Genomic DNA, 23,795 nt, shown 5'->3' with positions numbered 1-23,795 from the left:
GCGGACTGGTGGCCAGCGGGTCAGCAACCGGTGAAGTTCCTGGCGTCGCTGGTCATGTCGTCACGCTCGGACTGGTCCATGCCGCTGCCCTCGAACCAGATGAACACGATGTGGCAGGCGTTCTGTGCGTCGACCACGTCGTTGTCGTCCTCCTCGATCTGGGCTCGCAGCCCCGCGATGACAATCGAGGCGGAGAAGATGTCCTCGAAGGCGATGATGCGGGCCAGGTTGGTGTCCATCGCGCCCGTGCAGGCGAAGGCCTCCTCGTCGTCACAGATCTCGTCGGTCTTGTCCACGCCCGCCTCGAGACCGTGGTCTCCGCTGAGCTCGGAGATGATGTCCTCGACGGTCGCCAAATCCTCGGGCTCCTGCGTGGGGACGGTGCTGGGCTCCTCGGTGGGCTCGGGGCTGGGGAAGGGGTCCTCGGTGGGGCTCGGGGACTCCTCGGGTGTGGGCGAGGGGGACGGTGAGGGAGCGGGTTCGGGCTCCCGCTCCGCCGCGATCCGACCGGTCACGACGCCGCCCAGGGCGAGTCCGCTGCCGAGGAAGGAGGCCCCGGCCAGGATCGCGATGACGGCGAGCACCGCGACGAGGCCGGTTCCGTACCGACCCCTGGGAGGCGGCGGCGTCGGGTGGGGCGGGCCCTGCGGAGGAAAGCCGAATTCGTTACCGCCCGGGGGCGGCGGATGGGGATTCACGTCCTGGCTCCTCTGCTGTCAGGTGGGTTCTGGCGGAGGGCACTCCTACACCCCGCGTTCCAGCTTCCCAGTTTCACCAAGAACGTGCAAAGAAAGGGCTGCTGATAGCCATTTGCACTATTTGACCGGTATGTGATTCGCGTATTTTCGGCCAACCTTGGGCCATCCGGCGCGCATAATAGGGAAATGCGCCACCCTGGACCTACGATCGGCTCCATGACCTGCGTTTTGCTGGCCGAAGACGATGTCTCGATCTCCGAGCCTCTCGCGCGCGCACTCCGACGCGAGGGCTACACGGTAGACGTGACCGTCAACGGCATTGAGACACTCGACCGCGCCCGTGCGGGAGACATCGACCTCATGGTCCTGGATCTCGGGCTCCCCGAAATGGATGGCCTCGAGGTGGCACGTCGGCTCCGCGCCGAGGGTCACGGAACGCCGATCCTGATCCTGACCGCCCGAGCGGACGAGGTCGACACAGTCGTCGGCCTCGACGCCGGTGCCGACGACTACGTGACCAAACCGTTCAGGCTCGCCGAACTCCTGGCCCGCGTCCGCGCCCTGCTGCGGCGTGGCGGGGCCGAGGTACCGGTGGTCCACGGTGTCCGAATCGACAACGACTCTCGGCGTGCCTGGCTGGGCGACCGCGAGCTCCAACTGACCACCAAGGAGTTCGACCTGCTGCGCGTCCTCGTACGCGACGCGGGCAAGGTGGTCACCCGAGAACAGATCATGCGGGAGGTGTGGGACACCAACTGGTGGGGGTCGACCAAGACCCTGGACATGCACATCTCCTGGTTGCGCCGCAAGCTCGGCGACGACGCCAACCAGCCTTCCTACATCACGACCGTCCGGGGCGTGGGTTTCCGGTTCGAACGAGACTGACACGACCTTGGGTTCGACGCGCTTGCCAGTCGACCGCCCAGGGGGTCGGACGGACGTGAGGTGACATGCGCAGGCGGATGGTTTTCTCCACCCTGGTGGTGACCGTCATCGCCGTCATGCTGCTCGGGCTGCCCCTGGGTGCGCTCACCTACAAACTGGTGCACGACGAGGCCAGTCGGCAGCTTGAGGGCGAGGCCGAACTGATCGGCGCCGAGAGCGACAACATGTTGCAGCTCCACGGCGAGCTGGACCTGGCGGAGTTCGACCGGGAACACCCGAACAGGTTCGTCCGCATCACGCCCGCGGGCGAACCGACCGCCGTGACGGCCGGCGATCCCGCGTTGAACCCCGAGGCCGTGGACTCACCGCGCCTGCTCAGGGCCACCGTCACCACCGGCCGCGACACCAGGGTCGAAGTGTGGAGCGACGGCGAGGACGTGCAGGAGAGCGTGGTCCGCGCCTGGCTGGGGATCGCCTCACTGTCCCTGCTGGCCATCGGGGTCGCCGTGGGCCTGTCCATGTTCCAGGCCCGCCGCCTCACCCTGCCCCTGGTCGACCTCGCCGCCACCGCCGAACGCCTCGGCTCCGGGGTCACCACACCGTGGGGGCACCGCTACGGCATCCCGGAGGCCGACCGCGTCGCCGAGGTGCTGGACCGCAGCGCCGAGCGCATCGCCGGGCTCATCGCCACCGAGCGCCACTTCGCCACCGACGCCTCACACCAGCTCCGCACACCGCTGACCGCGCTCACCATGCGGTTGGAGGAGATCATCGCCGAGTCCGGCAACGCGCAGGTGGTCAGGGAGGAGGGCGAGGCCGCCCTCGCCCAGACCGAACGCCTCGTGGAGACCGTGGAGAGCCTGCTCGGCCGCGCCCGCAAGAGCCAGAACCCCGAGGTGGAACCGGTGGAGCTCGACCCGGTGCTCAACCACCTCCAAGCCGAGTGGTCTCCCGTCTTCCAACAGGAGAAACGCCGACTGCTCGTCACCGGAGACCCCGGGCTGACCGCCATGACCGTCCCCACCGACCTCGCCCAGATCCTGGCGACCCTGGTGGAGAACGCCTACAAGCACGGTGCGGGGACGGTGACCATCCGCCGCCTCGACACCGGTCAGTCCGTGCGCATAGAGGTCAGCGACGAGGGCGAGGGCGTTCCCGAGCACCTGTCCGGGCGGATCTTCGAACGCGAGGTCAGCGGGGGCGGCGGCACCGGTCTCGGGCTCGCCCTGGCCCGCCACATCGCCGAGTCCGAGGGCGCGAGGGTGGAACTGGTGCAGACCAGACCGACCACCTTCGCGCTGTTCCTGCCCGCCGGGGCGGGGGGGCTGTCCAAGATGACGGGCCCCGTCTGACCTGTGTCTCCTTGGGCCTCCGCTTCGCTTCGGCCCGTGTTCGGGCGCCAGGAAGGGCAGGAACCTTCGGCACCTACGGTGTGCTGGCTCGTTCCTCGCAATCCCACCTCCGGCACCTCCAGAACCCTGTCGGCGCCCGAACGGGCACCCCCCGGTTGCCAAGGCCACAGAGGGGCTTGCCCGTTCGAGCGCCGGAGAGTCCGGGTTTCAGCAGGCACTGTGCAAGACGAGTCAGGCCGCCAGCGAGGAACGAGCCAGGCGTAGACGAGGATGAAGAACAGCTCCGCAAAGGCGCCGAACACGCATCGAAGCGAAGCGGAGATGCAAAACAAACACGGCTAGTTGGCGCTGGCGTGGGCGGTGGACCCCTGAGCGGCGGGGGTCTGGCCCCGGACCACCAGATCGCTCCACATCCCCCGGACCCGCCCAAGGCCGTAGACGGAGGTCACCTCCGCGCGGGCCCGCTCGCTCTCGTCGACGAACCGGCCCTCGGAGACCGTCGTGTGGATGGCCTCGGCCATGGCCACCGCGTCGTCGTGGATCCAGTGCGGGTCGTAGATGGTGTCCGAACCCGGCCACGCGAGCAGGGCGGGGACCCCACCGGAGGCCGCGCACTCGGCGGGGGCCAGGTGGAACGACTCGTCGTCGCTGGTGGAGATGACGAACCCCACCCGGCGCAGCCAGGTGGCCACGTCCGGCCCGAAGCCGTCGAAGACCACCCCGGATGCCAGGTTCTCGTCACGCTGGATGCGCCGGTACACCCGCTCGAAGTAGGAGCGCTCCTCCGGCCGGTTCCAGATCCACCAGTACTCCCACGGCTGCTTGGTCTTCACCGACAGCGTGTAGCGCGGGTCCATCCGGCGCAGCTCGGAGAGCACGTCCAGCCCCCGATCCAGGCGCTTGCGGGACGGCGCGATCCCGATCATGCCGAGCGAGAACTCGGCCCCGGCGAGCTTCGGGCGGTCCAGCTGACGGTCGTCCACCCAGTTGGGCAGCACCACGACCTTCTCGGCGGGCCAGCCGGTGAGCTCGCGGGTGAGGTCGGCGTAGTGCGGGCTCACGCAGACGACCGCGTCGACCTTGGCGATGTCCAGGCGGCGCGGCCACTCCGCGTACAGCTCGAAGCGGTGCAGGCGCACGATCAGCCGCTGGTCCGGGCGCTTCCACTTGGCGTAGAAGAGCGCGTTGGGCCCGCACCACTCGCAGATGACCACATCGGCCCAGGAGGCGAGCTCCCGGGACCGGTACTGGTCGTGGGTGCTCAGCCCCTCCCACTCGTCGATGCGCACGTCCAGGCCGGGCAGGGAGTCCAGGTACTCGGCCAGGCGGGTGAAGAACTTGAGGTCGTGCCCGGCGATAACCACCTTGAGCGGGCGCTCGGGGTCGGTGCCCTCGGGGGCCGCGGGAATGGCCTCGGCCAGGTATCCGCGCAGGCGCTCGGCGGCGCGTTCCAGGGTGTGGTTCGCGGCGGCCCTGCGGCAGCGTTCGGCGGCCTCGGTGTACACGGAGCGGTCGTGGTAGGCGCGGGCGACCACCGCGGCCACCGAGGCGGTGTCCTCACCGGCGAACAGCGGGTAGTCGGCGCCGAGCAGGGCCTCGTGCATGGGCGTGCGGTTGAGGACCACCGGCAGGCCGAGCGCGCCGAGTTCCAGCACCTTGGTGGACAGCTCCAGGCTGGCGTCCATCTCGGGGTCGCGCCAGGACAGTCCGAAGTCGCACTCGGCGGACTGGCGGAGCGCGTCGGCCCTGGCCATGCCGCCGCGCCAGTCCACATGCGGGGTGCTCTCCAGAGCCCTGCGCATCCGCTTGGCCCAGTCGGCGGGCTCGGCGTGGATCTTGTCGCCGATCATCACCAGTTCGGAGTCCACCCCGAGCCGGGCCAGCTCCTCGGGCAGGCCGGTCATCTCCAGGGTGTTCCAGCGGGGCGCGAACTTGCCGGTGTAGGCCAGGCGGGTGCGCGCGTGCGTCTGGCCCTCGGCCGCGATCCCCTCGGGCACCACCGCGACCGGCGGGAACAGAACGGACCGGCCGCAGGCGGCGGGGACCGTGGACTCCAGGAAGGCCCGCAGCTCCTCCGTCTGGCAGAGCACGAACCGGGAGGCCAGCGCGATGTCGGTGAGCTCGGCGGTGGCGGTCGCGGTCAGTTCGCCGACGCTGTGCGGGAAGTCCGTGAGGTAGGTCCACAGCCTCCCGGCCAGGCTCTCCTCCTGGGCCGCCAGCCCGGCGAGTCGGCGGCCCCGGACGACGACCAGGTCGAAGGGCCTGCGCGAGTGCAGACCGCCCATGATCTCCACGGCCTGCTCGGGCGTGAGACCGCGCGGGCCGAGGTCGGACAGCAGTCTGTCCTCGTAGGGACGGACCAGGTGGACCCCGGGGTTCGCGGTGAGCGGCGCGGTGAGCCGGTCGGTGCGGACCTGGGCCTTGAGCAGCAGGGTGACCTCGCAACCCGCCGCCGCCAGGGCCTGCGCCATCGACTGCGCCCAGATCGCCGAGCCGTCGATGATGTTCAGGTCCACGTCCCCGTACAAGAGTGCGCGCGGAGGAGCTGTGCTCACGTTCTTCCCTTCGGATGCTGATGGGTGGCCCGAGTTTTGCGTACTACCGCGCCGCGCGCGCCCGTCGGGGGCGCCTCGGGCGTGGCGGTGGTCAACCGACCGCACCCGTCGAGGCGTCGGCGTGGGTCGGTCCCTCGTTGTCGCCGTCGGTGCCGGACCCGTGGTCCGGCCCGAGGGCCAGGAGCCGGGTGCCGCGCCGGTTCCACTCCGCCGGGAGCCAGCCCCGGCGCAGCAGGTCGGTCCGGGCCAGTTCCGGGGTGACCGAGGTGACGAACACGTACTGTCTGCCCCCGGTGTCACGGTCGAAGAAGCCCCGTTCCCCCAGGCCCGGGGTCCTCTGGTCGCCGGTGTCGGGGGTGCCGACGGCGTCGGCGCCCGAGCACTCGGCGGCGCAGGCGAGGTCGGCCAGGCGGTGACGGCCGACCGGGGCGGTCCACAGGTGCGCCCACGGTGAGGCGGCGCGTTCGGCCAGGGCCGCCCAGTGCTCCGGTTCGAACCCGCCGACCTGGGACCGGGTGCCCTCCCGGGTGAGTTCCTCGGGAGTGTCGGGGGCGGTGGTGCGGACCGCGCGCACCGTCAGGCCCTCAGCACGCAGGCGCTGGACGCCCGGCATCCGCGCGGCGGTGTCGGGGACGACCACCTCGGCTGGGCGCAGGCGGGAGCCGAGGAGGTCGTCGGCGAGGCGGTCGGCCTCGGGTTCGGAGGCCGGGTCGGCCAGAACCGCGACCCCTCGGCCGCTCAGCGGGAGTTCGGTGCCGGGGGTGCCCGACGGGAAGTCGAGGCCCTCCAGGAGGGTGACCAGCCGGACGGGCGCCGCCTCGTCGAGGAACACCTGGCGCAGCATGGCCCGCACCTCACGGGGTGTGGGCGGCTCCGCGCGCAGTCGGGGCACGGTGACCGCGAGGTCCTCCGCGTCGGGAACGGGCACGGCCGGGTGGGAGACCACCCGGGTGCCACAGGCCCACGCGCGGCGGCGCAGACGCAGGTCGCCGTGGCCGGACTCGGGAATCACCGCGACGTTGGCCGCGCGCAGGGCGTCGGGCAGTTCGGGCGAGTCGGCGTCCACCACGCCCACGCCGAGGTCCACCAGGACGTCGGGGACCGGTTGCTCCGGGGAGGTGCGGACGAAGACCGCCTCCGGGCCGGAGACGAGTTCGGCGGCCACGGGGTTGAACAGGTGCAGCGGCACACCGGCGTCGCCCTTGTGCACGCGGTCGAAGCCGAGCTGGCGCAGGGCGGGCGGGGACGGGGCGTCGTCGAGCAGGACCGTGGGGATGCCGCGGGCCGCCGCCGACTCCAGCACCCAGTGCAGGGCGCGGGTGCGGTCGACGGCCGCTGGGTCGCCCACGTGGGCCCAGGGAGAGCCGGGAGCGGCCGCCGAGGAGGACACCAGGAGCAGGTCGACGTCGACGGCGTCCATGACGATCTGGGCGTCGTGCGGGCGCAGCGGCACCGAGCGCAGGTAGGGGTCGACCGCCTTCTGGACGGCCGGGCCGAGGACGGTGGCGACCACCAACAGGTCCTCGCGGCCTCCGCTCAGCCCGGTGAGGAGGCGGGCCTCCTGCCGGTCGGCGTCGAAGGAGCGGACGGGCTCGACACCTCGGCGCTCGGCGTGGTTGGTGCTGCCGCTGCGCCGCCACAGCCGGTAGAGGTCGCGCGGGAGCCTGACCAGGGAGCGGCCGGGGCGTTTGGCGGCGGCGGTGAGCGCGCGGCCCACCTGGAGGGAGGTCGATCCCTCGAGCGAGGCCAGGCGGGCCTGCGCCTCCTGGAGCTGGGCCTCGCGCTCGACCAGGGCTTGCCGAAGCTGTTCGGTCTGGCTCTGTTCACGCCGTTTCACGGTCTGCCACCTTGTGCTCGGTTCGGGAAACCTCGGGTCGGGACACCGGGGTGTCCGTGGTGCGGTCCGGGTGCCGGGGGGCGCCCGCGCGGATGGGGAACACGGCCGGTCACCGTGACCACTGGGTGAGGACGGAGGCGATGCGCTCGCCCGCGTGACCGTCCCACAGCGGCGGCACGTCACCGATCCGCTCCACGGCCCGGCCGTCCAGGACCTTGCCCAGTGCCTGGAGGAGATCGGCCTCGGTGACCAGCTGGTTGGTGCCGTGGGTGATGGTGATCGGGCGTTCGGTGTTGGGGCGCAGGGTCAGGCAGGGCACGCCGAGGATCGTCGTCTCCTCCTGGACCCCGCCGGAGTCGGTGACCACGGCGGCGGCGCCCCGGGTGAGCGCGACGAAGTCGAGGTAGCCGAGCGGTTCGAGCAGGCGCACGCGCGGGTGGTCGCCCAGCCCGGCGCGGTCGAAGGCGGCCTTGCCGCGCGGGTGCACCGGCATGACCACGTCGGTGAGGTCGGCGATCTCGTGAAGGCGCTCGGTGAGGAGGGCGACGTTGGCGGGGTCGTCGACGTTGGCGGGCCGGTGCAGGGTGGCGGCCACGTACCGCTCGGGCAGGTCGAGGCGGGCGCGTAGGGCGTCGGCGTCGAATCGGTCGATGTTGCCCAGGAGCGTGTCGATCATCGGGTTGCCGACGAGGTGGACGCGGTCCGGGGAGATCCCCTCGGTGGCCAGGTGGCCGATCGCCTCGGGGCTGGTCGCGAAGAGGAGGTCGCTGAGCTGGTCGGTGACCCGCCGGTTGATCTCCTCGGGCATGGTGTTGTCGAAGGAGCGCAGGCCCGCCTCGACGTGCGCGACGGGGACGCCGAGCTTGGCGGCGACCAGGGCGGCGGCCACGGTGGAGTTCACGTCGCCGTAGACCACGACCATCCCGGGGGTGTTCGCGGTGAACTCGCGTTCCAGTCCGACCATGAGCGCGGCGGTCTGAGCGGCGTGCGAACCGGAGCCGACACCGAGGTCGACGTCCGGGGTGGGCAGGCCGAGGTCCCGGAAGAAGACGGCGGACATGCGGTCGTCGTAGTGCTGACCGGTGTGCAGGACCGTCTGGTGCGCGCCCCGCCCGCGCAGGGCGGAGACGACCGGAGCGGCCTTCACGAAGTTGGGGCGGGCCCCGACCACGTGCACGATCCCGGTGTCCTGGCTGCCAAGAGGCGCACTCGTTGCCACGGCTGTTTCCTTCTGCTTCTGGTGGGGGTGACTGCTGTGCTGGTGTGGGCCGGGGTCCCGGCCGGGCGGTTCGCGGCGCGCGCGGTTCGGGTGACGGAGTTCTTTGCCCCAGCCGTCCCGTCCGTGTCGCCGTGTTGTCACCATCCGGCCACGTCCACGTGGTTGTGTGACTGACCGTGCATGACTCCCAGAATCCCGAACCCCGTGTTCCGCGTTCGCGCGTCCTCTGGCCGAGGGCGGTGACCTTCACCGCGACCCTGGCCTGGCACCACCTGCGTTCCGACCCGGCCCGCCTGCCGCTGCTGGCGCTGCGGCTGATGCCCGGCCCCGTGCGGACCTCGGCGCGTGCCGTGTCCGCCCGTTCGGGCGCGCTGCCGCGCGCCTACTCCCTGTGGGACCAGGGGCGGCGCGAGGAAGCACGCGAGGTGCTGCTGTCCGCCGCGACGAACTCCCCGCCCCGCAGGGTGGGGCGCCTGGTCTCGGCGGCTCTTGCCGCCGGAGACGCCGACACCGCCCGTGAGCTGGTCGAACGTATTCCCCCGGGGCCGCACAGGACCTCGGCGGAGTACCGGACGGCACTGGCCACGGGACGTGCCGTCCCCGCGTCCCCGTCCGTTTCGCCTGACCGTCACGGGTTCACGTTAACCCGCGGTGCGCCAACGCGGCCTGACGACACGGTGAACGCTCAGCGACCGGCCACGGGCTCGGATGACGACGAGGGTTGGCGCGTGGCCGCGGACCCGGGGCGGCCCGGAGCGGGGGTGCGGGTGCTGCACCTGGTGACCAACGCCCTCCCGCACACCAACGCGGGCTACACGCAGCGCACGCACCGGATCGCGGTCGCGCAGCGGGAGGCCGGGATGGACGTCCACGTGGCGACCCGTGCCGGGTATCCGCTGACCAAGGGGGTGCCGGACCCGCGCACGCTGGTGCGGGTGGACGGGATCCCCTACCACCGGTTGCTGCCGTGGACGGCGCCCGGTGGCCACGCCGACGAGCTGGCGGCGGGCCTGCGGATGGCGTCGGAGCTGGTGGAGGTGGTGCGTCCGGACGTGCTGCACGCGGCCAGCAACCACCACAACGCGCGGCTGGCCCTGGAACTGGGTCGCCGGTTCGGGCTGCCGGTGGTCTACGAGGTGCGGGGGTTCCTGGAGGAGTCCTGGCTGTCCCGGGATCCCTCCCGCAGCGTGGACGATGCCTTCTACCAGGCCGAACGCGCCAGCGAGACCGAGTGCATGCTCGCCGCCGACCTGGTGGTGACGCTCGGGGAGACCATGCGCGCCGACATCGAGGCGCGCGGCGTGCCCCGGGAACGGCTGTTGGTGGTTCCCAACGCGGTGGACGAGTCCTTCCTCGATCCGCTGCCCTCGGGGGACGAGGTCCGCAAGGGGCTGGGTATCGGACCGGAGGAGTTCGTGGTGGGCACCACCACGAGCTGCTTCGGCTACGAGGGCCTGGACGTGCTCCTTGACGCTGTGGCGGCCATGCGGGAACGGGGGGAGCCCGCCCACGCCCTGGTGGTCGGTGACGGCCCGGAACTGGCCACGCTGCGTGACCGCGCCCAGCGGCTGGGACTGACCGGTGCGGCGCACTTCCCCGGGCGGGTCCCGGCCGACCGGGTCCGCCACCACCACGCCGCGCTGGACGTCTTCGCCGTGCCACGACTTGATGAACGCGTGTGCCGCATGGTGACGCCGTTGAAGCCGGTGGAAGCCATGGCTGGTGGGCTTCCTGTTGTCGCGAGTGACCTTCCGGCGCTGCGAGAGATCGTGGAACCGGGGGTGTCCGGCGAGTTAATTCCGGCGGGCGAATCGGCACGTCTAGCTGATGTCCTCACAAATCTCGCCTACAGTCATCAAAAGCGGACGTCCTACGGTCAAGCTGGTCAGGAGCGTGTCGGAGCCAACCGAACGTGGACCGAGGCCGCATACCGCTACAGCCAGGCGTATCGGGTTCTTATTCGAAAAATGTCCGAACCAGGCCAGAACCCGTAACCGAGGACAACGTCTACCTACACTCGGACGTCCTGCACTCCGAATGGTGGACCCATGGCAGTCCTCGACTATTTGCGCCCGTTCACGAAATGAATGCGAGTGTGACCGCGAAGTGGATGCCGCAGCCTCCAATCCAGCCACTGTCCCCGAGCAGAGCTCCGGTTCGGCCAGCGACCTCGTCGTCCTCGGCCTCGGTTACGTCGGTCTACCGCTGGCGGCGGAAGCCGTCTCAGCGGGACTGAGGGTGACCGGATTCGACGTCAGCACGCGAGTGGTCGAAGGTCTCAACAAGTCCGAGTCGCACATCGACGACCTGTCGACGGACGACGTCGCCTCGATGCTGTCCCACGGGTTCAGCGCGACCACCGACCCGGCGTGCCTCGCGACGGCGCGCACCATCGTCATCTGCGTGCCCACGCCGCTCTCCCCGGAGGGCGGCCCGGACCTGGGCGCGGTCACCTCGGCCGCCAGGGCCATCGCCGGGCACCTGTCACCGGGCACCCTGGTGATCCTGGAGTCGACCACCTACCCGGGCACCACCGAGGAGGTCGTCCGGCCGCTGCTGGAGGAGTCCGGCCTGGTCGCCGGTGCCGACTTCCACCTGGCCTTCTCGCCCGAGCGCATCGACCCGGGCAACCCGACCTTCGGCGTGGCCAACACCCCGAAGGTGGTCGGCGGTCTCACGGAGGAGTGCGGCGAGGCAGCCGCCACGTTCTACGAGAACTTCGTGAACACCGTGGTGCGGGCGCGCGGCACCCGGGAGGCCGAGATGGCCAAGCTGCTGGAGAACACCTACCGGCACGTGAACATCGCGCTGGTGAACGAGATGGCCGTCTTCTGCCAGGAGCTCGGCATCGACCTGTGGGACTCGATCGCGGCGGCCGCCACCAAGCCGTTCGGCTTCCAGGCGTTCTACCCGGGCCCGGGCGTGGGCGGTCACTGCATCCCCATCGACCCGAACTACCTCTCCTACAAGGTCAAGACGCTCGGCTACCCGTTCCGGTTCGTCGAGCTGGCCCAGGAGATCAACGGCCGGATGCCCGGCTACGTGGCGCAGCGCGCACAGGAGCTGCTCAACGAGTCCGGGCTGGCGCTCTCCAGATCCAAGGTCCTGCTGCTGGGCGTCACCTACAAGGCCGACATCGCCGACCAGCGTGAGTCGCCCGCGCGCCCGGTGGCCCGCAAGCTGGCCGCGAAGGGCGCCACGCTGACCTACCACGACCCGCACGTGGACTCCTGGGACGTGGACGGGACGGACGTGCCGCGCTCCACCGACCTGGAGCGGGCGATGGCCGAGGCCGACCTGACCATCCTGCTCACCGACCACGCCGACTACCGGCCCAAGCTGCTCACCGAGTTCGCCCGGCTGCTGCTGGACACCCGCGGTGTCCTGCGCCGCTCGGACCCGGAGGCCGACGCCGTGGCCGACGTTCCCTCGCAGGCGCGCCGCCACGTGCAGCGCGAGGGTGTCCAGATCCTCTGACCAGCCGCTGGATCCGGTACCACCGAGGCACGCCGCTTCGAACGCCACCGCGCGTTCGACGGCGTGCCTTCGTGCGTTCACGGTGACCCAACGAAGGGTTCACCGGAATCACCCCACGCGTCCACTCAGCTTTCCTCGGCGTGTTTCCGCTGGTGAATACCGTGTCGTTCAGCTGATTCCGCACCCTCGGGGCGGATCATCGAATACGGACGAGTCGTACAAACGGTGACATAAGTAGGTGAACCCGATGCACGCGCTTGTGGCCACGATTGTGCACCACCCCGAGGACGCCCGGATCCTGCACCGACAGATCCGCGCCCTCGTCGACGCAGGACACACCGTGACGTACGTGGCGCCGTTCCGGGAGTGCGGGGTGACGCCCTGGGACCAGGTGCGTTCCGTGGACGTCCCCCGCGCCTCGGGCCGGGACCGGCTGTCCTCGCTGAGGGCCGCCCGGACCGTGCTGGCACGGCTGGCCCCTGAGGCCGACCTCCTCCTCTTCCACGACCCCGAACTGCTGCTGGCCCTTCCGACCAGACGCCCCGTGACGGTGTGGGACGTCCACGAGGACACGCCCGCCGCGCTGCTCACCAAGGCCTGGATCCCCGAACGGCTCCGCAAGCCGCTCGGCTCCGTGGTGCGCAGGTTCGAGCGGCGCGCGGAGCGGAGAATGCGCCTGCTGCTGGCCGAGGAGGGGTACCGACCCCGCTTCCAGGGCGCGCACCCCGTGGTCCCCAACACCACCGAGGTTCCCGACACCCCGCTCCGCCCGCCCGGCGACGACCGTGTCGTGTACCTGGGCCAGCTCTCCAGGGCCCGGGGCGCCCACGACCTGATCGAGATGGGCCGCCAGCTGCGCGACCACGGGGTGCGCCTGGAGGTCATCGGCGGCGCCGACCACGAGATCCGGCCGCTGCTGCGCGACGCCCACCAGGAGAACGCCCTGCACTGGTACGGCTTCGTGCCCAACGACCGGGCCCTGCGCATGGCGGCGGGAGCCCTGGCCGGGATCAGCCTGCTGCACGACACCGACAACTACCGGCACTCCCTGCCCACCAAGGTCGTGGAGTACATGGCCCACGGACTCCCGGTGGTCACCTCGCCGAACCCGATGGCCCAGGCCCTGGTGACCGAACGGCCGGAGGGCGCGGCGGGCGTCATCGTGCCGTTCCAGGACCCGGCCGCCGCCGTCCGCGCCGTGCTCGAACTCAGGGACGACCAGGCGCAGCGCGAGGAGTACGCCCGCACGGGGCACCGGATCGCGCGGACCTCGTTCCACTGGCCGGTGCAGGCGCGCCTGTTCGTGAAACAGCTGGAGGAGTGGGTCGCCGAGGCGAACGGCCCGAGGCCGTCCATACCGCGTCCGCGCACGCCCCGGCCCGGCAGTCGCCGCCCCGTCGGTCGTCGCCCGGCACGAGTGAGAGAGTGATCTCACCGACAGTTCTCTGTTGAAATAACTTCCCGGGAAACCATGTTGTGCTCGGTTGTCGGCCCCCAGCGGCACGCCATGAACCGCAAAAGCACAGCTGAGGTTTCCCTATGAGTGACGCCCTCGTCCTGTCCAAGGAGGCGCAGGACCTGTTGTTCCGCAGCGCCCGCACCGCCAACTCCTTCACCGACGAACCGGTGACCGACGAGCAACTGCGCGCCATCTACGACCTGGTCAAGTTCGGCCCCACGGCGATGAACAACCAGCCGCTCCGTGTGACGGCGGTCCGCTCCCCCGAGGCCCGCGAGCGCCTCGTCAGGCACATGGGCGGGAACAACGCGCCCAAGACCGCCAAGGCCCCGCTGGCCCTGGTGCTTTCGGCGGACAGCTCCTTCCACGAGCACTTCCCCACGACCTTCCCCGTCCTGCCGGACGCCCGCGAGAACTTCTCCGGCATGCCAGTCGAGGCCCGCGAGGACATGGCCCTGCGGAACGCCTTCCTCCAGGTCGCCTACCTGATCGTCGGTGTGCGCGCCGCCGGTCTGGCCGCCGGACCCATGACCGGTTTCGACGCCGAGGGCCTGCGCGAGGAGCTCTTCGGCACGGACTCCACCCAGACCCCGGTGGTCGTGATGAACATCGGCCGCCCCGGCCCCGACGCCTGGTTCGACCGTCTCCCCCGCCTGGACTACGAAGCGGCCGTCACCGAGATCTGATCCCACCGCGAGCGAGGGGCGGGGTGCCCACACGGCGCCCCGCCCCTTCGTCATGCCGGGTGCGGCACCGGCCCGAGCACCAGCATGCAGACGTCGTCGTCGTAGGCGTGCCCGCGAAGCGCCGAGGCCAGCAGCAGGTCCGCGGACTCCTCGGACCCTTGGGACCGCCGGGCGGCGTCGCTGAAACTCGCGGTCAGCCGCTCGATCCCGGCGTCGATGGGCTCGCCCCGGCGCTCGACCAGACCGTCGGTGTACAGCAGCAGGGCACCGCCCGGCGGGATCTCCACGCGGTTGTCCGTGTAGGTGAGGTCGATCGGAAGGCCCAGCATCCCGCCGGAGACAGGCTCGAGCGCGGCCGCCTCCCCCGGTCCCGTGCGCAGCAGCGGAGGCGGGTGCCCCGCCGACGCCAGGGTCACCTCGGGGTCGCCCGGGCGGAAGCGGACGATGACGGCCGTGGCGAACAGGTCCGGTTCCAGCCGGTCGAGCAACCGGTGCAGGAGTCCCAGGAGCGCCGCCGGGCTGCGCTCGTCCACGGAGTAGGCGCGCAGGGCGGTCCTCAGCTGGCCCATGGTGACCGCCGCGTGGATGCCGTGCCCGGTGACGTCTCCGACCACGCCGATGTACTCGCCGTTCTCCAGTGGGAAGACGTCGTACCAGTCGCCTCCCACGTTCATGCCGTCCTCGGCCGGCAGGTAGCGCGCGGCCAGCTCCAGGCCCGGGACCTGGGGCAGACGGGTCAGCATGGCCCGTTGGAGGGCCGCCGCGGTGTCGCGCTCGTGTTCGAAGCGCTGGGCGTTGTCCATGGCCGTGGCGACCCGCCGCGCCAGCTCCCCCAGCATGACGTCGTCGTCGGCGGCCCCGGCCTCGCGGTGGAGGACCATCGCGCCCAGCGAACGGGGGGCCAGGAGGAGGGGGAAGGCCGTGCCCACCACGCCCCCGCGCGAGGCCTCGCCGTGCACCGGGCGTCGTTCCGCCACCGCTCGGACGGCCGTGTCCGGGGGCTCCCGCCCCTCGGAGTCATCCATCGGGACCAGTGCGCCGTCCTCGACCACCCACAGGTCGACCGCGGACGCGTACGACGGGATGAGCAGCTTCTCCAGGCGTCCGCGGATCTCCGAACGCTGGAGGGTGGCCATGAGCTGGGCGCTCGCGGCGGACAGGAAGGTCAGCCGGTTGCGCGCGGTCTCGGCCTCGTCCCGGGCGGCCCGCTCCGCGCCCAGCAGTCTCCGCTGCTCGTCACTGGCCTGCGCGAGTTCGGCGTGCAGGGCCAGCACGCCCAGGTTGGTCTCCTCCAGCTCCCGTTGGTGGGAGGCGAGTTCCCGGGCCCGCTCCGTGGCCAGCCCGGCCAGCCTCCTCCGCTGCCGGTCGTCGGCCAGCTGTTGGGCGGCCAGCAGTTCGACCTCCGAGGCGGGCGCCTCCAGAGCCGCGTCCGGGAGGGGACCGTCCAGGACCAGGGAACGGGACCAGGCCCCGTCCGGGTCACCGCCGTCCTCGAGCACGTTCGCCCGCAACTCGCGCAGGTCGTCCGACGCCTCCAGCCGCAGCACCGCGCCACCGGCCTCAACCCCGTTCAGGGCGCGCTCAGTGGTGGCGGAGAGGAACTCCGCGTCCTCGTCGGTGGTGCGCTCACCCACGCGGAGGACGTGTCCGACGCGGGCACGCACCAGCGCCACGTCCACGGGCGAGTGGACGCGCTCGTTCAGCAGGAGGTGCCTCATTCCCTCTCCCAGTCGAAGCGTCCTGTGTGCAGGACGACGGCGACCGCCGTGTCGTCCCGCATGGGGCGGGCGGCACTGCCCGAGTCCCGGAACACCCGCCCCGCGATCAGCGCGGCGTCCCTGTCCGCCAGGCGTTCGATCCCGTCCGGGGACCACCGGCTGGGCAGCCCGTCGGTGCACAGCACCAGGACGTCGCCCGGGTGCCACTCCCTGCGGACCGGTACCGGGGTACGTAGCCCGAAGGCGCCGACGATGCCGGGCCGGGAGAGGAGTGTCTCCCATTGACCGCCGCTGTACAGCCGGGCGCCGATGTTGCCCACGCCGCAGAAGTTCAGTCGGTGCGCCGACTCGTCGATGTCGGCCACCGCCAGTGCCGCCCCGCGAGTGGACCGCAGCTCCGTGTGCAGGAGCCGCAGCAGGTCCTCGGGCCTTCCACCCGCCCTGCTCCGCACCATGCGGGCGGCGGCGTCACTGGCCGCGGCCGCTTCCGGACCGTGCCCGAGGCCGTCCGCCAGCATGACGGTCCGGTGCCCCGAGGCGCTGCGGAAGGCGAGCCCGTCACCCGACTCGGGCGCACCTCCCAACGGCAGGTGCAGGCCCCCAGTGACGGCGGGCTCGGCGAAGGGTCCGCGGGACCCGGCCGGGGCCAGCCTGGCCAGGGCGAGGGTCCCCTGACCGAGCACGCTGTCCACGGCGAAGTAGTCGCAGGCCCGGACACAGGCCCCCAGTCCGGTGCCGAGGGAGCTCCCCGTGGTGAAGCCGTCGGTCATGGCCCGGTCGACATCGCGCATACCGGGCCCGTGGTCCAGGGCGAGGATCTGGAGGGCCCGGGCGTTGCCCCACGGGTCACGGGCGACCTCGGCGACGATCCTGCCACCACCCGCGTACTTGACCGCGTTGGTGGCCAGTTCCGTCGCCACCAGGGCCGCGTCACCGGCACGGACCCGGTCCAGCCCCGCGGCCTCGGCGGCATCCTCGGCCGCTTCCCGGGCCCGGCGGACCAGTGTGGAGTCGCTGACCGACACGTCCCAGACCCTGGTCATCGGAGTCCGTGGGGTTGGGGTCCCGACCACAGGGTGATGGTGACGGCGGTGCCCTCCCCGGGAGCGGTCCGTACGGAGAAGTCGTCGACGAGGCGTTTGGAACCGCTCAGCCCCATACCGAGCCCACCGGCCGTGGAATAGCCGTCGTCCAGGGCACGGTCGACGTCGGCGATGCCGGGGCCCTGGTCAGTGAAGACCAGGGTGACCCCGTCCCCGCCGCCGCCGTCGGTGACGGCCTCCACGGTGACGTACCCGCCACCTCCGTGGACGAGGGTGTTGCGGGCCAGCTCGCTGGCGGCGGTCACCAGCTTGGTCTGCTGGACCAGCCCGAACCCGAGGTCCTGGGCCAAGCCACGAACGCGCTGGCGCACCGTCATGAGGTCGGCGTCGTTGCGGACCGGCAGGCTCAGGTCGGTGCGCTCGTCCGCGCTCACGACTGGTCCCAGTCGGTGTCCCTGGCGGCGAGCCGCGTCCCGGTCTCCCGGATCTCCACTCCGAAGCGCGACGCCGCCTCGGAGAGCGTCCGGGCGGTGTCGAGCCCCGGCAGTGTGAGACCGAGTTCGACCAGGGTGATGGCGACGCTCGGCCTCATGCCCACCAGCACCGCCTGGGCCGCCAGGAGCCGGGCGCTGGCGGCCAGCTCCGCCAGGACCCTGGCGAGGAAGGAGTCGACCATGTCGAGTCCGCTGATGTCGATGATCACGCCGCGGGCCCCCGTGGAGGACACGGCGAGGGTCACGTCCGTCCGTAGGTCGACGGCCGCGTGGTCGGGGAGTTCTCCCTGGATACTGACGAGCAGGATGCCACCCAGGTCCAGGACGGGGACGGGGGATGCTCCAGGCTGCACAGGCGGGTCCGATCGGTGAGTCAGTCGCGGGGGGTGAGCCCCTGGGCCTTCGCGTTCTGCCTCTCCAACGCTAGTTCGAGCGCGTCGGCGAGGGTGGCTCGGGTGGTGACCGGGCCGAGGTCGAGTCCGAGCTGGACCATGGTCTGCGCGATCGCGGGCCGGATGCCGGAGATGACGCAGTCGGCGCCCATGAGGCGCGCGGAGGCGACCGTCTTCATCAGGTGCTGGGCGACGAGGGAGTCGACCGTGGGCACCCCGGTGATGTCGAGGATCGCCATCGTCGCGTTGTGCTCGACGATGGCCTCCAGGAGGTTCTCCATCACCACCTGACTGCGTGCGCTGTCGAGCATGCCGATCAGCGGCACGGCCACCAGCCGGTCCCAGAGCTTGATGACCGGCGTGGCCATCTCCATCAGCTGCTGGCGCTGGCGGTCCACGATCTCCCGGTTCTCGTGGAGCGTCGTCTCGATGACGACGACCCGCAGGGTGGACAGGAGTTCGGTCCACAGCAACCGGGCCCGGAGCACGTCGCCGTCGGCCGCGTCACCGGACTCGCGCTCCAGTATCTCCACCGGCGCGGTGCCGAGGGCCCCGACCTCGCGGTCGATCTGCCCGATGGACAGACCCGATCGGGTACGGGAGGCGCTCATCGAGGCCAACTGTTGCCGGATCGTTCCGAACCCGGGGGCCTCGATGTCGCTCACGCGCCCGCTCTCCGCCACCTGGGCCAGGGACTCCAGTACGGCGTGGCAGGCCTCCACCGCCTCGTCCCGGGTGACGGTGAAGACCGCCTGGAAGAGTGGCAGGTCCGCCCAGCGCTGGGCGATCTGCTCGTTTCTCTCCCTCAGGATCCGAGCCACGGTCCGTGGCGCGTTCCCGGCAGTGGGGCCTTCGGTCATGTGGTTCCCATCGTTGCTAGCTTGTCGCCCGACAACTGTCTACCAGAATGTCCGGCCCGGGGTCGGTTCCCTACTGTGGTTCCCCCTGTGTGGGGCTCACACCTTGCCCCTCCAGTCAAGGCACACGACCAGCGCGTCGTCCTCGCTCCGCTCCCCATGACGGTAGCCGCTCAGATTGCGCAGGATCTCCTGGGGGACCGAGGCGGCGGGCAGCAGGCGGGTCGCGAGGATCGAGCGCTCGAGCGCGCGCTGCCCGAAGGTGTCGGCGCCGGGGCCCGAGGCCTCGAACACCCCGTCGCTGACGAACACCAGCCGGTCCCCCGGTTGGACGGTGAAGCGCTGCGTCGTGTAGACGGTGTCCTCCGCCATCCCCAGCGGCATCTGCGCCTCGAAGGGGAAGTGCGCCACCGCGTCGTCCCTCAGGAGGTACAGACGGGGCGAACCGGCGTCCACCACCTCGACCTCACCGGTGGTCTGGTCGAAGGAGAGCAACAGGACGTCGAGGTAGAGCCCTCCCTGGTGCTGGGCGTAGACCGCCTGGTCGGCGAGGGCGACCTGGTCGGCGAGCGGGACGCCCGCCCTGCGGGCGTTGCGCAGCGCGTTCACCGCCAGGCTGGTGAGCAGCGAGGCCTCGATGCCCTCGCCCATGCCGTTGGTGACGCTGAGGACGAGGCGGTCGCCCCCGGCGGACCAGTCGAAGTTGTCGCCGTGGATGGCGTAGGCAGGCTCCAGTTGGGCTCCCAGACCGTACTCCGGGCACTCGTAGGCTCGGCCGGCCAGGAGGTCCCACTGGATCTCGGCGGCCAGGGTGAGCCGGTCGCGGCGCCGGACCGTCCGGTAGAGGTCCGTGTCCCGTTCGGCGACGAGCAGTTCGTGGCCCAGGGCCCGCGCGATCCGCTCCAGGTCCCCGAGCACGCGCTGATCCGGTGCGACGACGGGCAGTTCGACGACGAGTACCCCCATCCGGTCACCCCGCACGCTCACCGGAAGGCGCGCCACCGAGCGTCCCGCGCCCGGGAACCCCTCCACCAGTCGTTCCTGGGAACCGAACACCCTCCCGTCCGGGCTGTTGAACAGGGAGTGCAGACGCGGCTCCTCCCCGGGCTCGGTGACGTGGCACAGGGACGTCATCCCGTAGTCGGCCAGCAGCAGGTCCACCGCCAGCGCCTCGAAGTACTCGGTCAGAGCTCCGCGTAAAGCGGTCAGCAGTCCGTCGGGCCTGGCCTGCTGGAGGGCCCGTACGACTGCCTCGTAACCGTTCAAAGTCGTCAACCTGTGTTTTCTGTCAGGGGGAGTAGACGTACCCCCCGGATCTCCGGGAGGGTACGGGCGGCGGGCACGGAACCGGGCGTTCCGTTATGGTCTTGGAGATACCCGGCCGCCGTCCAAGGCGCGGGTCCCACTCACAACCGCGATGTGGTGAGGCTGGAAAGTGAGCGCTGAATCGCAGGAGAAGGCACATGACGCCACCCGGGTCGCCTCCGAGGCGACCGAGCTGATGGAGGTGTTGTGGGGCCGGGGGCGCGAGCTCGCGACAGCACCGGTCTCGGCGTCCCAGCTCAAGGTACTGTTCATCCTCGATGACGAGGACGGCGTGAACCTGCGGACCGTCACCGATCGTCTGGGCTCCACCCCTCCGTCTGTCAGCAGACTGTGTGACCGCCTGGAGGCGGTCGGCTTCGTACACAGGACCTCCAGCCCCAGCAGCCGTCGCGAGCTGAGGGTCTGGCTGACCGAGAGCGGGCGCTCCTTCATGCGGGACCTCCGCGCCCGGCGGGAGCGTGAGCTCCACGCCGTGATCGCCCGTATGCCCCCGAGGAAACGGGCGATGCTGCTGGAGGGCCTCGCTGCCTTCCGTGAGGCGGCGAACCGTGTCGACGGTGACACCGCGGAGGCCGGACACGAGCGGCTGGGATTCCGCACGGCGTGAACCTCCGCCGTCCGGTACCCCTCCCACTCGAGAACAATGCCCACATCGTCAACTATTGTCAAGAAGCAACAGTCTGGTCGGCTTCCCGAGGGGTCAGGCGCACCCGGACCCCACGCACGAGCGCTCCCCAGGAGCCGGTCCGAAAGCGTCGGTCCGGCTCCTGGGGAGCGATCCACGGGGCGCGCACCGTTGGTGCCGACGCCCCGATCCTGTCTTCGTCTGTCTCCCGCCCGAACGGGGAGCAGCCCGCGCGCGGCGGGCCGGTGGTCCGTCAGATGACCGGGGGTCGACCGGCCCGGGTCATCCGCCAGGCGGTCCGCCAGCTGATCGGCGTGCGGCGGCCCGCGTCCTCGCGCCAGCCCTCACGGAACCCGGCGAACCACGACTTCAGGGCGGCGCCGTCGCGCTCGCGCAGGACGGTCAGCCCCACCCAGGTGCCCAGGTAGGCGAAGGCCAGGAGCCACGGCAGGTTGCGGCGGGCCAGCCACACCCGGTTGCGGGCGTTGAGCCGGTAGAAGTTCTCGTGCCGGGTCGGCGCCACCGCGGGGTGGTACATCACGGCCTCGGCGTCGTACTCGATCGTGTACCCGGCGTCCATGATCCGCCAGGCGAGGTCGGTCTCCTCGTGGGCGTAGAAGAACTCGCCCGGCAGGCCCCCGCCCTCGTCGAAGGCGGTGCGGCGCACGGCGCTGGCCCCGCCGAGGAAGGTGGTGACCACGCTCGACTTGCGGGAGTCCCCCACGCGCAGCCGGGGCACGTGACGGCGCTGGTCCGGTCCGCCGTCCGGGTCGGCGATCCGGAACGACAGCGCACCCAGCGTGAGGTCGGCGGCGAAACGGTCGCGCACGTGCCGGGCCAGGTCCATGGACCGGTACCAGCCGTCGTCGTCCAGGAACAGGATGACGTCTCCGCTGGTCGCCCGCACGCCCTCGTTACGGCCGGCGGGGATGCCCACGTTCTCCGGCAGGCGCACCGTGGTGACGCCCTCGGGCAGCTCGGGCAGGTCCGCGCCGTTGCCGACGACGACCACCTCGACGTCAGCACCCTGCTGCTCGAACACGCTCGTGATCGCACGCCGCAGCTCGGCCGGACGGTTGCCCATGGTGAGCAGGACACAGGACAGTGTGGGCTTTCCTGGCACCTCGGAGCTGCTCCGTTCGGCTCTGGGCGCACGGTTGTCGTGCGCCGTCGGCGCGCCGGAGCCTTGCGATGGAGGGATCACGGGTGTGGCCATGGTTGCGACCGTTCAGTGGACGACGTGCGGCTGACAGGTGGACACATGTCAACGTTCGCAGGAACAGACTAACGAAAGAATAAAAGCGACGTGTACGGAGCCACGGACGGGGTAACGTCCGCGGCTCCGTCAATGACGTCACGCGTCGGCGCGCCGCTACTCCAGGCGACGGGAGGCGAGCACGCTCACGAAGTGCGCGAAACTCATCAGCACCGCGACGGCGGCACAGGCCACGACCAGCACGCGGGTGGCCAGCAGGTCCCCGAGGAGGAGGTCGGCCACGGCAGCCACCACCACGATCAGGGACAGCTCCACCGCCTGGATCAGGCGGTGCACCTTCAGCGCCGAGGCGAGGCGGCGGGCCAGGCTCAGTCCCGAGGACTTCGGCCGCATGGCCTCCTCGGTGATCTTCTCCGGCAGCCCGGCCTTGGCCCTGGCCACCACCACGTTGTCGGTCTCGGCCTTGATGAGGACGACACCGAGCGCGGCGGCCATGCCCAGGATCACCCAGCCGCCCGCCTCGAACTCACCCTGGGCGCGGATGCCCAGGCCGACGAGCAGGGCGACCTCGGACACGTAGTGCCCGATGCGGTCCAGGTAGATCCCGGCGACACTCGTGCGTCCGGTGTACCGGGCCACCTCACCGTCGGAGCAGTCCAGCAGGAGGTAGATCTGCACGAACACCGCAGCGAGGATCGCCGACCACAGACCGCCGAAGGCCACGATCACCCCGGCGAGCACACCGAACACCATCATCAGGTACGTGATGGGGTTCGGCGGCACGCGCAGGCGCACGAAGAGCGTCGACAGGTACGGGGAGATGTCCCTCATGTAGAGACGACCCGCCCAGTGCTCCTCGTTGACGCGCTCCTTGATCCCCGCGGGCTGGCCGCCCGCGCGGACCTCAGCGACCGACGGCTTCGACATAGTCCGCGACACTCCGCCCGATCTCGTCCTCGGAGAGGTTCAGGTGTTCAAGGATGGTGAACCGGCCCGGGCGGGTACCCGGGGCGTGGGCCACCGCGCGCGCGAACGACGCCTCGTCGAGACCGACGTCGGAGGGCACGATCGGCAGCTGGTGGCGGATGAGGCAGTTCCTGATCTCCTCCAGCCGCGCCTGGGGCCAGTCCAGGTGCCTGACTCGCAGGTAGGACGCGAACAGCGCGCCCAGACCCGCGAGCTCACCGTGGTTGCTGGTGCCCGGGTAGAGCTGGGTGACGGCGTGCAGGATCTCGTGGCAGGCGCCACTGGCCGGACGGCTGGACCCGGCGACCGACATGGCCATGCCGGACAACACCAGCCCCTCGGCCAGCACCTTGAGGAACCCGTCGGAGTCGATGGAGTCCGGGCGGTGCAGGACCGCCTCGGCCGCCACGCGCGCGAAGGTGACCGCCATGCCGTCGACCGGCTCGCCGTTCACCCTCCCGGCCAGTTCCCAGTCCTCGATGGCCGAGATGTTGCTGACCACGTCGCCGACGCCGGACCGGACCAGGTGCGGGGGTGCCGCCTGGACGTAGTCGACGTCGATGACGACCGCGATGGGCATGGTGACGCCGATCGACGGCTTGCCGCCCTCGTGCTCAAGAGAGCTGACGGGGGAGGCGATGCCGTCGTGGGCCAGGTTGGTGGCCACGGCCACCATGGGGATGCCCGCCATGGTCGCGGCGAACTTGGTGACGTCGATGGTCTTGCCGCCACCGATACCGGCCACGGCCTCGTAGGCGCCGGAGCGCAGCTTCTTGCCGAGTTCGGTCGCGGCGTCGACGGTGCCTTCCTCGACCTGGAAGACCTCGCACTGCGGCAGGTCCAGGTCAGCGGCGATCTGCGCGCCCTGGCCCGGGCCCACCGCGACGGCGATGCGCCCCTCGGTGGCGATGCGGCGGTCGGCCAGCACCGTCCCGAGCGAGGCGATGGCTCCCCGGCGAACGTCGATCGCCAGCGGGGAGGGGAGCATTC

Annotated in this window: 20 protein-coding genes; 7 read left to right on the top strand and 13 right to left on the bottom strand. The window is 71.1% G+C overall.

Annotated features, from left to right (window positions below; all coding sequences use genetic code 11):
* Positions 1–20: 20 nt before the first annotated feature.
* Complete coding sequence (locus tag KBX21_RS23025) at positions 21–584, bottom strand: hypothetical protein (RefSeq protein ID WP_049569900.1); 564 nt, start codon at positions 582–584, stop codon at positions 21–23.
* Between the two features lie 330 nt (positions 585–914).
* Between KBX21_RS23025 and KBX21_RS23020 the strand changes: the two genes are divergently transcribed.
* On the top strand, positions 915–1,583 hold the full coding sequence (locus tag KBX21_RS23020; protein WP_026128827.1) for a response regulator transcription factor: 669 nt from the start codon (positions 915–917) through the stop codon (positions 1,581–1,583).
* A 65-nt stretch (positions 1,584–1,648) separates the two neighbouring features.
* Positions 1,649–2,935, top strand: a complete 1,287-nt coding sequence (locus KBX21_RS23015; RefSeq protein WP_210843638.1) for a HAMP domain-containing sensor histidine kinase — start codon at positions 1,649–1,651, stop codon at positions 2,933–2,935.
* Between the two features lie 338 nt (positions 2,936–3,273).
* Here KBX21_RS23015 and KBX21_RS23010 read toward each other — a convergent pair whose 3' ends face one another.
* From KBX21_RS23010 to wecB, 3 genes are all read right to left on the bottom strand, one after another.
* On the bottom strand, positions 3,274–5,463 hold the full coding sequence (locus KBX21_RS23010; protein WP_049569906.1) for a glycosyltransferase: 2,190 nt from the start codon (positions 5,461–5,463) through the stop codon (positions 3,274–3,276).
* 118 nt (positions 5,464–5,581) lie between these two features.
* Positions 5,582–7,327 carry a hypothetical protein gene (locus KBX21_RS23005; RefSeq protein ID WP_210843636.1) on the bottom strand — a complete coding sequence of 582 codons (1,746 nt, stop codon included), beginning with the start codon at positions 7,325–7,327 and terminating at the stop codon, positions 5,582–5,584.
* Positions 7,328–7,436: 109 nt separating this feature from the next.
* Positions 7,437–8,546, bottom strand: a complete 1,110-nt coding sequence (gene wecB / locus KBX21_RS23000) for a non-hydrolyzing UDP-N-acetylglucosamine 2-epimerase (RefSeq protein ID WP_049569914.1) — start codon at positions 8,544–8,546, stop codon at positions 7,437–7,439.
* Positions 8,547–8,722: 176 nt separating this feature from the next.
* On the opposite strand from wecB, the gene KBX21_RS22995 reads away from it, so the two are divergent.
* The 4 genes from KBX21_RS22995 (at position 8,723) to KBX21_RS22980 (ending at position 14,168) form a co-directional block, all read left to right on the top strand.
* Positions 8,723–10,540: a glycosyltransferase family 4 protein gene (locus tag KBX21_RS22995; protein WP_307869256.1), complete on the top strand. Its 1,818-nt coding sequence runs from the start codon at positions 8,723–8,725 to the stop codon at positions 10,538–10,540.
* A gap of 112 nt (positions 10,541–10,652) precedes the next feature.
* Positions 10,653–12,023: a nucleotide sugar dehydrogenase gene (locus KBX21_RS22990; protein ID WP_210843634.1), complete on the top strand. Its 1,371-nt coding sequence runs from the start codon at positions 10,653–10,655 to the stop codon at positions 12,021–12,023.
* A gap of 247 nt (positions 12,024–12,270) precedes the next feature.
* Positions 12,271–13,452 carry a glycosyltransferase family 4 protein gene (locus KBX21_RS22985; RefSeq protein ID WP_210843625.1) on the top strand — a complete coding sequence of 394 codons (1,182 nt, stop codon included), beginning with the start codon at positions 12,271–12,273 and terminating at the stop codon, positions 13,450–13,452.
* Positions 13,453–13,562: 110 nt separating this feature from the next.
* Entirely contained in the window at positions 13,563–14,168 is a 606-nt protein-coding gene (locus KBX21_RS22980) for a malonic semialdehyde reductase (protein ID WP_210843623.1), read from the top strand.
* A 50-nt stretch (positions 14,169–14,218) separates the two neighbouring features.
* On the opposite strand, the gene KBX21_RS22975 is transcribed toward KBX21_RS22980, so the two are convergent.
* The 6 genes from KBX21_RS22975 to KBX21_RS22950 all read right to left on the bottom strand — a co-directional run bounded on the left by KBX21_RS22975 (position 14,219) and on the right by KBX21_RS22950 (position 19,938).
* Positions 14,219–15,886, bottom strand: a complete 1,668-nt coding sequence (locus KBX21_RS22975; protein ID WP_210843620.1) for a PP2C family protein-serine/threonine phosphatase — start codon at positions 15,884–15,886, stop codon at positions 14,219–14,221.
* Positions 15,883–16,929 (bottom strand): SpoIIE family protein phosphatase, encoded by a 1,047-nt coding sequence (locus KBX21_RS22970; RefSeq protein ID WP_049569937.1) that lies wholly within the window; start codon positions 16,927–16,929, stop codon positions 15,883–15,885. The genes KBX21_RS22975 and KBX21_RS22970 overlap by 4 nt, the downstream gene beginning before the upstream one ends.
* Positions 16,926–17,363, bottom strand: coding sequence for an anti-sigma regulatory factor (locus tag KBX21_RS22965; protein ID WP_234003869.1), 438 nt, complete (start codon positions 17,361–17,363; stop codon positions 16,926–16,928). The genes KBX21_RS22970 and KBX21_RS22965 overlap by 4 nt, the downstream gene beginning before the upstream one ends.
* A complete protein-coding gene (locus KBX21_RS22960) occupies positions 17,360–17,776 on the bottom strand; it encodes an STAS domain-containing protein (protein WP_049569941.1) in 417 nt (138 codons plus the stop codon). The genes KBX21_RS22965 and KBX21_RS22960 overlap by 4 nt, the downstream gene beginning before the upstream one ends.
* Before the next feature lie 20 nt (positions 17,777–17,796).
* On the bottom strand, positions 17,797–18,675 hold the full coding sequence (locus KBX21_RS22955) for an STAS domain-containing protein (RefSeq protein WP_210843618.1): 879 nt from the start codon (positions 18,673–18,675) through the stop codon (positions 17,797–17,799).
* Between the two features lie 96 nt (positions 18,676–18,771).
* Positions 18,772–19,938, bottom strand: a complete 1,167-nt coding sequence (locus KBX21_RS22950) for a PP2C family protein-serine/threonine phosphatase (RefSeq protein WP_049569949.1) — start codon at positions 19,936–19,938, stop codon at positions 18,772–18,774.
* A 169-nt stretch (positions 19,939–20,107) separates the two neighbouring features.
* Between KBX21_RS22950 and KBX21_RS22945 the strand changes: the two genes are divergently transcribed.
* Positions 20,108–20,605, top strand: a complete 498-nt coding sequence (locus KBX21_RS22945; RefSeq protein ID WP_199776511.1) for a MarR family winged helix-turn-helix transcriptional regulator — start codon at positions 20,108–20,110, stop codon at positions 20,603–20,605.
* Between the two features lie 271 nt (positions 20,606–20,876).
* Here the strand turns inward: KBX21_RS22945 and KBX21_RS22940 are convergent, their stop codons facing one another.
* From KBX21_RS22940 to KBX21_RS22930, 3 genes are all read right to left on the bottom strand, one after another.
* Positions 20,877–21,707, bottom strand: coding sequence for a glycosyltransferase (locus KBX21_RS22940; protein ID WP_199776512.1), 831 nt, complete (start codon positions 21,705–21,707; stop codon positions 20,877–20,879).
* 288 nt (positions 21,708–21,995) lie between these two features.
* On the bottom strand, positions 21,996–22,766 hold the full coding sequence (locus tag KBX21_RS22935) for a CDP-alcohol phosphatidyltransferase family protein (RefSeq protein ID WP_210843616.1): 771 nt from the start codon (positions 22,764–22,766) through the stop codon (positions 21,996–21,998).
* Complete coding sequence (locus KBX21_RS22930; protein ID WP_017542149.1) at positions 22,744–23,793, bottom strand: iron-containing alcohol dehydrogenase family protein; 1,050 nt, start codon at positions 23,791–23,793, stop codon at positions 22,744–22,746. The genes KBX21_RS22935 and KBX21_RS22930 overlap by 23 nt, the downstream gene beginning before the upstream one ends.
* Between the last annotated feature and the right edge of the window lie 2 nt (positions 23,794–23,795).

Origin of the sequence: Nocardiopsis sp. B62 (genome assembly GCF_018070675.1) — a bacterium.
GTDB classification, from domain to species: Bacteria; Actinomycetota; Actinomycetes; order Streptosporangiales; family Streptosporangiaceae; genus Nocardiopsis; species Nocardiopsis prasina.
The sequence above is the reverse complement of the archived record's forward strand: the minus strand, read 5'-3'. Positions and strand labels throughout refer to the sequence as shown.

Bases quoted from the DNA above. Each gene is read 5' to 3' on its own strand.
- KBX21_RS23020 (WP_026128827.1), top strand. From the start codon at position 915: ATGACCTGCGTTTTGCTGGCCGAAGACGATGTCTCGATCTCCGAGCCT.
- KBX21_RS23015 (WP_210843638.1), top strand. From the start codon at position 1,649: ATGCGCAGGCGGATGGTTTTCTCCACCCTGGTGGTGACCGTCATCGCC.
- KBX21_RS22985 (WP_210843625.1), top strand. From the start codon at position 12,271: ATGCACGCGCTTGTGGCCACGATTGTGCACCACCCCGAGGACGCCCGG.
- KBX21_RS22980 (WP_210843623.1), top strand. From the start codon at position 13,563: ATGAGTGACGCCCTCGTCCTGTCCAAGGAGGCGCAGGACCTGTTGTTC.
- KBX21_RS22975 (WP_210843620.1), bottom strand. From the start codon at position 15,886: ATGAGGCACCTCCTGCTGAACGAGCGCGTCCACTCGCCCGTGGACGTG.
- KBX21_RS22970 (WP_049569937.1), bottom strand. From the start codon at position 16,929: ATGACCAGGGTCTGGGACGTGTCGGTCAGCGACTCCACACTGGTCCGC.
- KBX21_RS22955 (WP_210843618.1), bottom strand. From the start codon at position 18,675: ATGACCGAAGGCCCCACTGCCGGGAACGCGCCACGGACCGTGGCTCGG.
- KBX21_RS22940 (WP_199776512.1), bottom strand. From the start codon at position 21,707: ATGGGCAACCGTCCGGCCGAGCTGCGGCGTGCGATCACGAGCGTGTTC.
- KBX21_RS22935 (WP_210843616.1), bottom strand. From the start codon at position 22,766: ATGTCGAAGCCGTCGGTCGCTGAGGTCCGCGCGGGCGGCCAGCCCGCG.
- KBX21_RS22930 (WP_017542149.1), bottom strand. From the start codon at position 23,793: ATGCTCCCCTCCCCGCTGGCGATCGACGTTCGCCGGGGAGCCATCGCC.